A 13,978-nucleotide genomic window follows, 5' to 3' on the forward strand; every position below is an offset into this window, starting at 1 on the left:
TTACTTTGTCAGAGCAACAAGCACCATCTCGTTCAATTCTGTGCCATATGAATATCGTTCTCGAAGACGGCTCAACTGCAGACAGCACTAAGTCGTCAGGCAAACCTGCAAGGTTTAATGTCGGTGATGGTAGTTTAAGCCCAGCTTTTGAAGCTGAAATCATCGCTTTACAACTTGGCGATAAGCACAATTTTACGCTTGAGCCAATAGATGCATTTGGTGAATCAAATCCTGATGCTATACACCATATGGATAGAAGTCGCTTCCCTGCAGATATGGAACTTGAACCAGGTGTGATAGTTAGTTTTGGCGGACCTGGCGGTAGTGAAATTCCAGGTATGGTCAGAGAAATTGCCGGTGACTCTATAACTGTTGACTTAAATCATCCATTAGCAGGCCAAAAAGTCACTTTTGAACTTGATGTGGTAGAGGTACTTTAAGATGTTTAAAGTTGACCCAACGTCTCCTGAGCTGAATATCTTACTTGCCAACCCAAGAGGTTTTTGTGCAGGTGTTGATCGCGCAATAAGCATTGTTGAGCGAGCTTTAGAATTATTTGAGCCCCCAATTTATGTTCGACATGAAGTTGTTCATAATCGTTACGTGGTTGAAAACCTCAAAGAGCGCGGTGCAATATTTGTCGATGAACTTGATGAAGTACCTGATAACTGTATTGTTATTTTCAGTGCTCACGGTGTTTCTCAAGCTGTTCGCAAAGAAGCAAAGACTCGCGGTTTAAAAGTGTTTGATGCCACTTGTCCTTTAGTCACTAAGGTTCATCTTCAAGTGACTCGAGCAAGTCGTAAAGGTATTGAATGTATTCTTATTGGTCATGAAGGGCATCCTGAAGTAGAAGGAACCATGGGGCAATATGATAATGCTGATGGTGGGGTTTATCTTGTTGAGTCACCAGAAAGCGTTGAAGCCTTAACGGTCAATAATCCTGATAACTTGTGCTTTGTTACTCAAACAACACTATCAGTTGATGACACATTAGATATTATAGAAGCATTAAAAGCTAAGTTCCCGTCAATTGAAGGGCCGCGTAAAGATGATATTTGTTACGCGACACAAAACCGCCAAGATGCAGTAAGAACTATGTCATCGGACGCAGACTTGTTTATTGTTGTCGGCTCTAAAAATAGCTCTAACTCGAATCGACTGCGAGAGTTAGCAGAAAAAACTGGAACAAAAGCATACCTAGTTGACACAGCAGCTGATGTTGATGAAGCTTGGTTTAGTGGTGTCGCCAAAGTTGCAGTAACTGCTGGAGCATCTGCACCAGAAGTACTCGTGCAACAGGTGGTCGATGCTATTGCTAAATTCGAGCCTTCAGTGATAACTGAAGTTGAAGGGCGTAAAGAAGATACCGTGTTCGCCGTGCCGGCTGAGTTAAGGTAATCCTGCAACTTTTTATCTAAATTTCATATCGTTACTAAAGCCGTAAACCCTCTGGGTTTGCGGTTTTTTTATGTCTGCAACTAATGGGCTATTTATTGAACTATACTTTAAAGATTATCAAATTTAATCTTCATCTAATATTTAGTATACAATGGTTAACTATCTGATTACATCTTGCTCGACTATTTCGAGTGATTATAGTATTTTGTATCTAAGTTTAGGATTTAAAACAAATATTTTTAAATATCGTGTCATAAAAGTGACAGTTAATGGAGGTTTGACACTTATGTCAGCAAAAAGGAATGGATTTTCCTTGATTGAAGTTTTGGTTTCTTTAGTCATTTTGACTGTTGGGTTAATTGGCATTTTTAACCTGCATATCGTTTCTAAGCGCGGTAGCTTTGAATCATTTCAGCAAACTCAAGCTTCTTACTACGCCAACGATATTATAAACCGCATGCGATTAAATCCATCGGTGTTAGATTCATATGGCTCAGCCACAGGTATTACCTACACCGGCGCTTCTTTAACTGCGCCCTCCAAAGCATGCTCGGGTGCAGCAATTTGCACACCAGCTGAGTTACAGCTTTGGGACGTTTATGAATGGCAATCAGCTTTTATTGGTGAAGCTGAAAATGATGGTGGGAACAATGTTGGTGGTTTACCAGCTCCAAACGGATGTATTTATGTTGAGCCAAGTAAAGTCGTTGTAGTAATGAGTTGGACTGGGATACGCAAATCTTCAGGAACTGAAACAGGTTATTCTGATTATGTCATCAACTGTGGCGATAAAAATAATAAAAAACGAATTTTCGAAATCGAAACAGCAATTCTTTAGGTTTTTTAATGAACACTTTATATAAACAACAAGGTATGTCTCTGGTAGAACTAATGATCGCTATGCTCATTAGCTTGTTTATTTCTGCTGGTTTATTCTCAATGTTCAGTATGTCTTCAAGTAATGTCACTACAACCAGTCAATTCACTCAATTACAAGAAAATGGGCGTATTGCACTTGCGATAATGGAGCGTGACATCAGTCAATTAGGTTTTTTTGGTGATATTACTGGAACAGATTTATTACTAGGCACCAATACATCCGTTTCGGCAACTGCGGCAACCAGTGATTGTGTTGGTGATGGGTTCAATAATGCAACTTTTCCAATTAATGTACCTGCACATTTTAGACGTTTATGGGGATATGAACAGGGCAGCAGTTTGATTACATTAAACTGCGATTCTGCAATTTCTCCGAATAGTGGCACTGATGTTATTCAAATTAAAAGGCTTGTAGGGCCAGAAGCTACAGTTCAAGATTCAAATCGCTATTATGCCTCTGTAACATCTAATGAACTCGAATTTTTTAATGGCAGTAGTGCGGCTCCATCGACGTTGAATAGTCGAGTATGGGAGTACCAGCACCATGTTTATTTTATTAAAGACGATAGCGGTATTCCTGTTCTAAGTAGAAAAACATTGAATATTTCTAATGGAATGAATAATGAAGATCAACTTGTTGAAGGTATTGAAAATATGAGGTTTTTATACGGATTCGATGATGATGGTGACTCTACCCCTGACTCTTTTATGCCTGCTGGTCAAGTTTCTACCATGATGTGGGACAATCAAGGATTTCAACGTTTAGTGGCTATTAAAATCTATGTACTTGTACGCTCTATTCAAGAAGATGACAGTTATGAAAATGAAATAGTTTATCAACTTGGTGATAAAACGATTGCAGCAACAAACGATAAATATAGAAGAAAAGTGATGTCAACGACTGTAGTACTTGACAACCCTGTACTGATTAGAAATTAGAAATTAGGTATTTCAATGATTAATCCAATTAAGAAACAACATGGAATGGTGTTATTTTTTTCCTTGATTGTTCTCATTGTCATGACGATTATTGGTGTCGCACTTGCTGTTAATTCAAGCCAATCTTTAAGAATGGCCGGTGCTGGTGGAGATAGAATATCCGCACTTTCAAAAGCTCAAGGCGGACTTAATTTAGTTGTTAATGATAATGTTACCCATAGTTTTAGTACAAGAACAGCAGATGGAGTTGCCGCAGAAATGGATGGAACACAAAATATTAAATTGATGCCTGCAGATAATCCAGGGATTGATGTGAATTGCCAGCGAACGGAAAAAGCCAACGCTGCAAATTTGATTAGCTGCAGACGTTTAGAAGTTTCGAGTTCTGCTACATTTGGTAGAGCTGGTGTCGGTCAACTAACCGTTACAACTGGCATTGAGCAAGAAGTGCTCACCGGGAGTTAAACATGATTACTAAAATAACGACAATTGCATTAGCTTTTATTGGATTAGGTTTAATTGCTAATAGTTTCGCCGATGACACAGAATTATATGTACTAGAGTCTTCTGCTCGAAGTAATGATAATCCACAGGTTTTATTGATTCTTGATACATCTGGCAGTATGGGAGATAACTCATTTACTGCTCCAAGATTCCACGACCAAACAACGATAGGCAATAGCACAAAACTATACTTTTCTAATGATGGTGCAGTGGTGCCTGAGGCAAGCAGTAATCAATACTTTTTAAGTAGTCTGAATGGTTGCGCCAGTTCTAAAGCATTTTTAAATGAGTATGGCCTTTATACTGGTTATTTTAGGGAGTATCAAGAATCTACTTGGTCAAAATTCCCTCTGACCGACGGAAGTAGTATTTCTACAGTGGATTGTTATGAAGATATTTATGAGCAAGATACTTCAAACGCAGGTGGAGTATCTGGTTATCCTGTAGATGGTCTAGCATCACCCTATGATTCTGACATAGAAAAAGCTAAGTTAACAGAGTTTGGATTAGGAGATCCTATTCACATTTATACTCAAGAATATGTGACTTGGTTTCATAATGCTAGCAAACCAAATGGCAAGTCAAATGGCGATTCATACACACGTATGGATGTTGCCAAAAGAATTTTGGAGGAGTTGATTGTTTCGACTCCTGGGATTGATTTTGGTCTAGCTATTTTTAATAAGAACAACAATACATCCAGAGATGGTGGTCGAATCATTTCTGGAATGAAAGAAGCTTCGATTGATAACAAAAACAGTATAATTACTTCAATTAAAGATTCTGACTCCATTAACGGTAACTACACACCACTGTGTGAAACATTATTTGAAGCATATAGTTACCTTTATGGCAAACCCGTTAAGTTTGGTCATAAAACTGATGGTTCTACTTCTAACCCTAGCTATGATGATAATATTGAGTCTGAAGATGGGACCGATTATATTTCTCCCTTTGAAGGCAAAGACTGTCAATCGAATGCATCAATTATATACGTGACTGATGGTATTCCAAACAATGATGTTAGTGCTGATACTGCTATCGGCCAATTGCCTGGAGTCGATTTAACACTAGGTGTCGATGTAGTATGGAGTGGGGATACTACAACTAACTTATTGGCTCCTTTAGCAAATTGGATGTATAAAAATGATGTAAACCCTAATGCGCCATTAGATCAAACCGTTTCTACTTATACCATTGGGTTCAGTTCTGGCGCTGATGCTGCAGAAACTTTATTGAGGAAAACCGCTGAAAATGCAGGTGGTGAGTATTACAAGGCTAATTCAGCAGAAGCATTAAAAGCATCACTTTTACAAGCTGTAACAGCCATTCAAGGAACTGACTCCAGCTTTACTTCGCCTTCAGTTGTATTAGATAAGACACAAACTGGTGATGCTGCTTACTTCGCGATGTTTTTACCTGATAAAGGACCTCGTTGGTCTGGTAATTTGAAAAAGTTTAAAGTAACTGCAGATGGTAATGTTGTAGATAAAGATGGTAATGATGCCTTTGATAGCAATGGTGCAATAGCTGAAGAGGCATGTTCATTTTGGACATCTACTGCCGAATGTAATTCTACCAGTTATAAGGGCTATCATGTTTCGGATGGTGGCGTTGCAGCTGTTATGAGAAGTGCTTACAGCTCATCTATAAATTCACGTAACGTTTTACTTAATAATGGTTCAAGTGGAGATTTGATTAGTTTTACCCCTTCAAATGCCAAACTTAACGGTTTTTTGTCTACAGATGCCAAATTAGCTTCATATATGGGAGTAGATGAAAGTGATATCAGTGATAGCTTTGATTGGGCTAAAGGCATCAATGTTGATAATGAAGACAATGATGATAATAGTTCGACTGCACCGTTATATTTACGTCAAGATATAATGGGTGACCCACTGCACTCAAGACCATTGGTTATTAATTATGGCAATGAGTCCTCCCCTGATAATCGAATCATCATGGGCACCAATCATGGTTTTCTGCACATGTTCAAAGATGAAGTATCTGGTGAAACAAGTAGTGTTTCAGAGTCTTGGGCATTTATGCCGGTTGAATTGTTAAAAAACATTAAAGGATTAAGAGATAACCCTCAAACCGGGGTTCACTCCATTTATGGCATGGATGGCTCGCCTGTTGCTTATATTGAAAGAGATTCAAGCGATAAAGTATCAAAAGCTTGGTTATACGTGGGTATGAGGCGTGGTGGCACATCTTATTATGCGCTGGATATTACTGACCCTGATGCGCCTTCTCTGAAATGGATTTCGCAAACCAGTGATTTTTCAATACAAGGAGAGTCATGGTCTGAGCCTGTCATCACAAAAGTACCTGATTGGCCAGCAGGGGCAACGACATCTGCAGATGCTAATCCAGTATTAATTATAGGTGCAGGTTATAACCCAACAACAAAAGATGGTTCTAGTGTCGGTAGTTCTGATACAACGGGGGTAGGTGTCTATATCATTGATGCTGATAAAGGCACTAAAGTTCATAGCTTTGGTTTAGCTGGTAGCGATACATCTATGCCTGGGCTTTCGGATAGCATACCAAATAAGGTCGCTATATTAGATTCGAATAATGATCAACTCACAGATCGCATTTATGCAACTGATACAGGTGCAAATGTTTGGCGGTTGGATTTACCCGGTCTATCGACAGACTCCTCAAAGCCTTGGAGTGCTTTCAAGTTTGCAAGTCTCGGTGGCGGAACAACAACAACTGATATTCGCTTTTTCTCTGAACCTGTCGTTGCACAAACTACATTCAGTAATGTTGCTGAGCACACCCATACAGAAGGTGGTACAACAACAACGACAATGACATATCAGAGCATACCTTACGATGCTGTTGTAATTGGAAGTGGCCATAGACCACATCCATTAGATAAACAAAGAGCTGATAAGTTTTTTACTCTTCAAGATAGAAATATCGTTACTAAATCATATAGTTCAGCTGCGGGTAATACGACACCGGATGCTCTTGATATAACTGATTTGTATAATGTCACATCTGAATCACCGGCATCAGATACTGAGTTAATTACTTTTGGTACTAAACGTGGTTGGTATTACAATTTTAGTGATGAAGGGGAGAAGTCACTGTCAGCAGCGACCATAGTATCAGGGAGAGTATTTTTTACTTCTTATGTGCCTGAAACTGGTGCTAGTGAGAATGCTTGTTTAGTGCCAGGGCAGGGGAGGCTTTATGGATTTGACCTCCACAAAGGTGCGAGAACTTACAGCTATTCTGAAGACTACTTTGTAATGGGTGAGCAGGTTCCTGATACACCGACGCTTGTTGTTCCACACAATGGTGACTCAGATAGTTACATGTACTTAATAGGCATTGGTGATGCAGCAAATGATATGATTAAAAATGATGTACTTGGTGATGACGGCTGCGCTGAAGGTGATGATAAGTGTATTGGTGGTGGCTTAGGTGTTAACAGAATTTACTATCATCAAAATGAAAACTAAAACGAGATATAAATGAATAGTATCAATAGAAACAATGGATTTACACTAATTGAATTGATGATAACCATCACTGTGGTTGGAATACTAGCAGCTATTGCCTATCCAAGTTATACACAATTTGCTGCAAAAGGCGCTCGCGCCGATGCACTTTCCGGCTTAATGAATTTGGCGAATAGACAAGAGCAATTTTATTTAGATCACAAGACATTTACTAAGAATATGAAACAACTAGGAATGGATGATGATCCATATATTGTCGATAATGGTTTTTATGAGGTTGATGCTTTTTCAATTGGTGACGGTAGTAAATATACATTAAAGGCGACAGCGATAGGCACTCAAGCTACACGTGATACTGCTTGCCCTGTTATCCAAATAACTTCAGACGGTGTTAAGACTCCTACGGAGTGCTGGGGGAATTAAGTAAATTCTTCATTAAATAAAAAAGAGTTTATGGTTAACCATAAACTCTTTTTTATTATGTGTTTTTTGTGTTACTTATGTCCTTTGATAACGATAAGTAATGTACTGTTGATTAACTCAGAAGAGTTTAAGTACAGTTTACATTGTCAGAAATAATCTGAACTCTGCCAGAGGCGCTTAAAGAGACTTGTTTTGAGTAGGCACTGTCGGTTGTTCCGGGACAATAGGTAATTGTTTGAGCGTTAGAGCCGCTAACTAAACCATCGGAATTAAAAGTTATCATTGCTGATGATGATGTTTTTATAAAGTCATCGCTATTAAAGCCATCGATATAGCGCAATACATCAGTGTTATTATCTTTAACACCATTTTGATCATCATCAATAAAGATGGCAATACCACCAATCCAATCTGTTGAGCAACCACTGCCATCTCCCGGGCAAACAGTCACTCTTCTGCCAAAGCTTACCGCTTGATTTCTTGCAAACACTAAGGCTGACTCGATAGAGCTTGTGGCTGAGCTGCTTCTGCTACTTTCATAAAGACTGGATAATGTAGGTACAGCAACACCTACTAAAACTCCTGCAACTACGAGTGTGACCATTAGTTCAACTAAAGTGAATCCGTTATTAAATCCGTTTTTCATTTGATTCATGCATATTTTCCTCTGCAATACTTAATTAAGTATAAGCCAATATGACTTTGAAATCAGTGTTTTTGTAAGCCTAAAGTTCACTAGAAACACATACGAATCTACTAGTTTTGTTTACATTCTATTTTATTTTTGCGTGAAAACCTTATTCGGCCAGATTGATTTACAATGACAGCTTTTGAAAAAGGGCTATTATAAATTTCTGGGCAATATCTAAAGGTTCCATTGGTACCAGATGCAAGCCCATCCGGTTGAAATCTTATGGCTTTTCGATTGTAGTAAACGATATCGTTTGGATTAAAGGCTGGGGCAATATGTAAAATGTGGTCGCCAGTATTGATGATATTTGACTCTCCACCATCAATGAATATAGTGAAGCCTTGTTGCCAGTTGTTATTACATTGGTTATTTTCTATAGGACAAACAGTTACCCGAGCACTTAGGCTAATGGCATGATTACGGGCCAACTGGATAAGTTGTTGTATAGATCTGATATTGCTTTTACTGCGAGCATGGTTAATCAGATTATTAAGTGATGGAGCTGCCATGGTCGAAATAATTGAAGCAATGGAAACAGCGACCATAACTTCAATTAGGTTAAATCCCTTTAACTGGGTATTCATAAAAATCATCCTTGATTTTTAAGGTTCATTATCTGAGTAGTCGAAAAAGTATAGAAGCTTTTGCTAACTCTGCTAGTTTTAAACTGATTAATACCTACTTTATAAAATAATGAGCAAATTATTCAGGCTTAAAGTAAGATAGTTCAAGTATCCAAACTATTAATAAATAGATCTAAATTCGAGAATGAAAATTTAAATCTATATTTTCCCAAGTGATTAGGAGTGAGTTGATGAAAAAAGTAGAAGCCATTATTAAACCATTTAAACTTGATGATGTGCGAGAGTCACTTGCGGAAATAGGTATCACTGGCATGACTGTGTCAGAAGTTAAAGGTTTTGGCCGTCAAAAAGGACATACTGAACTTTATCGCGGTGCGGAATATATGGTCGACTTTCTTCCTAAAGTTAAAATTGAACTTGTTATTCAAGATGAGCAATTAGATCAAGCGATTGAAGTTATCGTAGATACTGCTCGAACTGGCAAAATTGGTGATGGTAAGATTTTTGTCACTGATGTTGAACGTGTGATTCGAATTCGTACTGGTGAAGAAAACGAAGAAGCGGTTTAATTCTTACTGTTTGCTGTCATCAATAAATAAAAAGCCTCTTACAGATAATTGTTAAGAGGCTTTTTCGTCTTTATAATTAGGGCCTGTTGATCTTTCGAGGTTGTTTTTGCAGCGAATTGTTGGTCATTTGTACAAGGCAGAGACTTTGTGGTGTAGTTATTCTACATAAAAAGTCGATAACGCAGTAAAAATGACCAATAAACGCTGCCCGAAGGGTTCGACTAAAAGCGTTTTACTCTTTGTTGAATGCATCTTTGTGAATAAAAGGTGCTTAGATAGCTAGGCATCAATTCATTCGCCTTGATTAAAACGCTTTTATTTCGAACAAAACTTAACCAGCAAAGATCAACAGGCCCTAGAACATAAAATTATCGAGTTGTTGAAGAATCCCTGATAACTGGCTCTGGGGTAAATATCAATGACTTTTTCTCAACTGTTTCCTTACTGTTAGCGATCAGCAATTCCGTAGCATCTCTAGCAATTTTGACATTCGGTTGATGCACTGTTGTCAGTTTTGGCCAAGTTTGGCGTGAGAATGGACTATCCTCAAAGCCAACAATTGAAAGATCTTTTGGTATATCTAGTCCTGCTAATCTTGCAGCAAATAAGGCTCCTGCTGCAATCTCATCATTACACGCTACAAGTGCTGTAGGTCGTTTAGATAAGTTAATTAACTTGTTGGCACCTTCAACGCCAGATTCAAATGAGTATTGCCCATCTAATACCCAGTCATTAACAACAGATAAATGGTTTAGAGATAATGCATCTTTAAAACCAGTAAGGCGCTCCTTAGTTGACTCATGGTGTTGATCTCCACTCAAGAAACCAATATCAGAATGCCCCATATCAATAAGATGTTGAGTTATCTCAAGTGAACCGTGTTTATCATTTACAAGTACTGTTAGTCCGTTTTCTGAGTCAGTACTTTCACCTGCAATAATTCTTACGTAATTTGCGTCAATGTCATCTAGCGCAGCAAGAATTTTGGGATCTTCAGACATCGGAGGGGTAAGTACTAGACCCGATAGACGTGAATGTTTAACCATTTTGGTGAGTTCTTCACAAATATCTTCTGACTTGGCATCACAAGGGTGGATGAGTAGTTCGTAGCCTTTATCCTGACATGCTGACAAAATACCATTTTGCATATCAATGACATAGTAAGCATTAGGGTTGTCATATATGAACCCGATGACATATGACTTGGTACTCGCCAAATTTCTTGCCGCTAGGTTAGGTTGATAATTCAGTTCGCTAATTGCAGCGTTAACTTTGTCAATTGTAGCCTGTCGAACCGAGGTCTCTTTGTTAGTGACTCGAGAAACAGTTTTAATCGATACGCCAGCATGTTTGGCAACATCATTGATGGTTACTTTCATTATTATTTTGCTCTTTGATTCAGGCGACTAACTTAACAGATTTTCATCTCTGTTTGATGACATTTATCCCCCAATAAATTGTTATCAAAGCATCTGTTAGATGAAATAAAGTAAGTTGAACTGTGACTAATAGTGCTTATTTTTACAGAAATAGGCAATGGTCGATTGTCTTTCTGGTTGGATGAGTCCTTGTTAAAAAATAAATGTAGCAAAAATGCTACAAAATAATATTTCAGTTAAATGTATAATTAATAAGCTTTTTACTTGTTTTCTTCCTCTTTTGTATATTGTTTTTTGAACAGAAAAAACACTTTAAAGTTATTTTGTTGTGGCAAGCCTGTTAATAATTGTGTAATGTTTGCTCTAGACATGACAGCGTTGTCATTCCGGTTGGAATGGTTATGTATCCAAAAACGATAATAAAGTTATGGAAGGGAAATGAAGATGCGACCTATTAATTTTAAGAAAAATGTTTTAGCAACTAACATTGCTATTTTACTTGGCAGTATGGTTTCAGTAGGTGCAGTAGCTGCTGATGCTGAAACAGCGGAAGAAAACATTGAGAAAATTGAAGTAAAAGGCATGCGTGCCTCGATGAAGGCTTCAGTTAACGAAAAACGTTTTTCAAACTCAGTTGTTGATGCGGTAACTGCAGAAGATATTGGTAAATTTCCTGATGGTGACGTGGGTGAGTCATTAGGCCGTATTCCAGGTGTCGCTGTGAGTCGTCAGTTTGGTCAAGGACAAGGTGTTTCGATACGTGGTGCTTCAAGCAGCCTGACTCGTACATTATTAAACGGCCATTCAGTTGCTTCAACGGGTTGGTTTGACCAACAGTCAATCGACAGAAGCTTTAACTACAGTTTATTGCCGTCTGAAATGGTTGGTGGAATTGAAGTTTATAAATCATCTCAGGCTGATTTACCTGAAGGTGGTATTGGTGGCACAGTCATCGTTAAGACACGTAAACCTCTAGATTTAGACGCCAACTCAGTATTCTTTAGCGCAAAAGGTGATTACGGGACTGTTTCTGAAGAAACTGATCCTGAATTATCAGGCTTATATAGTTGGAAAAATGAAAACGAAAACTTCGGTTTTCTAATCTCAGCGGCTGGTTCAGAAACAACGTACCAACGTAACGGAATTGAATCATTAGTCGGTTGGGGTGATATTGTTCCTACTACATTTGAACAAGACCGTGAACGAACTGCGATTAACGGTGCACTTCAATATAGCCCGACAGATAACTTAAATTTTGGTCTAGATTTCATGAGTCTGGATATGCAAGCAAATAACGCTAATACCTCGTTATTTGTTATGTTCCCAGATGATAAAGAACAAGCTTGTGAACAGAAAAACTCTTTAGGAACTTGTACTTTTTATCGCCGTGATGGCAATGGCGCAAACCCTGGTTGGGCTCAAACATGGGCACGTCAAGCAAGCATGGATTCAAATACTTACGACTTCAATTTCGATTACGAAAATGAAAGTTTTAAAGTTGAGGGTCGTGTGGGTAATACCAAGTCTGAAGGTGGTACTGAATTAACTTCTAACTATGGTTTTTGGTTAGGTACAGCTGCAGATTACGCTGGTACTTACGATGCTACTGGTGAAGTCATTAAAATTGATGTCGCTAATAAAAACTTCACTGCAGATGATTTTGGTGGTCAATTGTCACCAGCAGGTTGGGCGCTTAAGAAACAACCTAACTCAGATGAAGAAACTTATGCTCAAGTAGACTTTACCATTCCTACTGATTTAGGTGCTATTACAGCAATTAAAACTGGTGTTCGTTACGCAGACCATGATGTCACTCAGGAAACACTGCCAGCAATCGTCAATCCTGATATCGTGGCAAAAGATGCTTCAGCTTATTACAGTGGTCAAATTTCATCGGGTGCAGGTTATACTTTACCTAAGCCAGATATGGATGCCATGTTACGTGATGCCAAAGCAGCTATTGGTGGTTTTTCTAAAGAAGGACCAGTTTATAAATCAGGTTACGGCACGATTAATGAAGAAAACCTTTCTTTATATTTAATGGCTAATTTTGAGTCTGACGGTATCCGCGGTAACTTCGGTTTACGTTATATCTCAACGGACGCAACATCTGATTACTTTGCTCTTCAAGATGATGGTTCATATGCTGATAATTTAAGTACTGCTAATGCAAGCTACAGCGACGTATTACCAAGTGTAAACATTGCTTTTGATGTGGCTCCTGATGTCATTATCCGCTCTTCAGCATCGCAAGTTATTTCTCGACCTAATTACGCAGATATGTTTTCTTCGTCAGCGCTTGTAGGTTATGCAGATGGTACTGCAGGCAATGAAGTTGTTAATACTGGTAACATTGCACTTGAGCCATTTAAAGCCACGCAAGCCGATTTAGGTGTGGAATGGTACTTTAGCCCAGATGGTTTAATGGGTGTATCTTACTTTATCAAAGATGTTAGTTCGTTTGTTACTTCCTCACAGACATTAGATGAAAGCATTGGCATTACGGATCCTGATTCAGGAGAAGATAGCTGGACTGTTTCGAGTAAGAAAAACGGAACAGGTGGTCAAATCCAAGGTATAGAGTTACAAATCCAAGATGGTTTTGATAACGGCTTTGGTTACTCAGCTAACTATACTTTTGCAGATTCAGATGCCGCAGCTGAAAACTACCCTGATGAAGTTAGCGTGTTCTCTGACTCTTCAAAGCATACAGTTAACTTAGTTGGTTACTACGAGATGGAAGACTTCTCTGCTCGTGTTGCTTACAACTGGCGTAGCGAATACATGATGCGTGAACTACCAGGTTTCTACGGTAACCGCGAACATCAGGATTTTGGAACACTTGATTTAAGTGCAAACTACAACATCACGGAATACTTAGGTATATCATTTGAAGTTGTTAACTTACTTGAAGAAGACAGTGTTCAATTAGGTGTAGCACCTGATGATGCTGAAGTTAAACCTGAACTTAAAGGTGGTTACCCAGCTTGGAGTTTCGAAGGTGAAGCTCGTTACAAAGTGGGCTTGAACCTACGTTTCTAAATATTAATTTAGTCTCGTAAATTTGATAAAAAAGCCTAGCAAATTGCTAGGCTTTTTATTTTAATAACAAAAATAATAATAAAATATG

The 13,978-nt window shown here is 38.5% G+C and carries 12 protein-coding genes; 9 read left to right on the forward strand and 3 right to left on the reverse strand.

Annotated features, from left to right (window positions below):
• The first annotated feature begins 5 nt into the window (after window positions 1–5).
• From fkpB to FNZ24_RS08810, 7 genes are all read left to right on the forward strand, one after another.
• The gene (gene fkpB, locus FNZ24_RS08780) at window positions 6–440 is read left to right on the forward strand and encodes an FKBP-type peptidyl-prolyl cis-trans isomerase (protein ID WP_267463726.1); all 435 of its coding nucleotides are present in this window, start codon (window positions 6–8) and stop codon (window positions 438–440) included.
• 31 nt (window positions 441–471) lie between these two features.
• A complete protein-coding gene (ispH, locus tag FNZ24_RS08785) occupies window positions 472–1,401 on the forward strand; it encodes a 4-hydroxy-3-methylbut-2-enyl diphosphate reductase (RefSeq protein WP_194945024.1) in 930 nt (309 codons plus the stop codon).
• A gap of 286 nt (window positions 1,402–1,687) precedes the next feature.
• A complete protein-coding gene (gene pilV, locus FNZ24_RS08790; RefSeq protein WP_153914109.1) occupies window positions 1,688–2,239 on the forward strand; it encodes a type IV pilus modification protein PilV in 552 nt (183 codons plus the stop codon).
• A gap of 8 nt (window positions 2,240–2,247) precedes the next feature.
• Complete coding sequence (locus FNZ24_RS08795; protein ID WP_153914110.1) at window positions 2,248–3,219, forward strand: PilW family protein; 972 nt, start codon at window positions 2,248–2,250, stop codon at window positions 3,217–3,219.
• Window positions 3,220–3,246: 27 nt separating this feature from the next.
• The gene (locus FNZ24_RS08800; RefSeq protein ID WP_153914130.1) at window positions 3,247–3,684 is read left to right on the forward strand and encodes a pilus assembly PilX family protein; all 438 of its coding nucleotides are present in this window, start codon (window positions 3,247–3,249) and stop codon (window positions 3,682–3,684) included.
• 2 nt (window positions 3,685–3,686) lie between these two features.
• Entirely contained in the window at window positions 3,687–7,202 is a 3,516-nt protein-coding gene (locus FNZ24_RS08805) for a pilus assembly protein (protein ID WP_153914111.1), read from the forward strand.
• 12 nt (window positions 7,203–7,214) lie between these two features.
• Entirely contained in the window at window positions 7,215–7,625 is a 411-nt protein-coding gene (locus FNZ24_RS08810; protein ID WP_102519286.1) for a type IV pilin protein, read from the forward strand.
• 127 nt (window positions 7,626–7,752) lie between these two features.
• On the opposite strand, the gene FNZ24_RS08815 is transcribed toward FNZ24_RS08810, so the two are convergent.
• Window positions 7,753–8,280 carry a GspH/FimT family pseudopilin gene (locus FNZ24_RS08815; RefSeq protein WP_153914112.1) on the reverse strand — a complete coding sequence of 176 codons (528 nt, stop codon included), beginning with the start codon at window positions 8,278–8,280 and terminating at the stop codon, window positions 7,753–7,755.
• A gap of 101 nt (window positions 8,281–8,381) precedes the next feature.
• Window positions 8,382–8,900 (reverse strand): GspH/FimT family pseudopilin, encoded by a 519-nt coding sequence (locus FNZ24_RS08820; protein WP_153914113.1) that lies wholly within the window; start codon window positions 8,898–8,900, stop codon window positions 8,382–8,384.
• A gap of 230 nt (window positions 8,901–9,130) precedes the next feature.
• Here FNZ24_RS08820 and FNZ24_RS08825 point away from each other — a divergent pair, with 230 nt between their 5' ends.
• A complete protein-coding gene (locus tag FNZ24_RS08825) occupies window positions 9,131–9,469 on the forward strand; it encodes a P-II family nitrogen regulator (protein ID WP_144210077.1) in 339 nt (112 codons plus the stop codon).
• A 368-nt stretch (window positions 9,470–9,837) separates the two neighbouring features.
• Here the strand turns inward: FNZ24_RS08825 and FNZ24_RS08830 are convergent, their stop codons facing one another.
• Window positions 9,838–10,848 (reverse strand): LacI family DNA-binding transcriptional regulator, encoded by a 1,011-nt coding sequence (locus tag FNZ24_RS08830; protein ID WP_153914114.1) that lies wholly within the window; start codon window positions 10,846–10,848, stop codon window positions 9,838–9,840.
• A 444-nt stretch (window positions 10,849–11,292) separates the two neighbouring features.
• Between FNZ24_RS08830 and FNZ24_RS08835 the strand changes: the two genes are divergently transcribed.
• Window positions 11,293–13,890: a TonB-dependent receptor gene (locus FNZ24_RS08835; RefSeq protein ID WP_153914115.1), complete on the forward strand. Its 2,598-nt coding sequence runs from the start codon at window positions 11,293–11,295 to the stop codon at window positions 13,888–13,890.
• Window positions 13,891–13,978 lie beyond the last annotated feature (88 nt).

This window comes from Shewanella sp. TC10 (genome assembly GCF_009663145.1).
Lineage (GTDB): Bacteria > Pseudomonadota > Gammaproteobacteria > Enterobacterales > Shewanellaceae > Shewanella.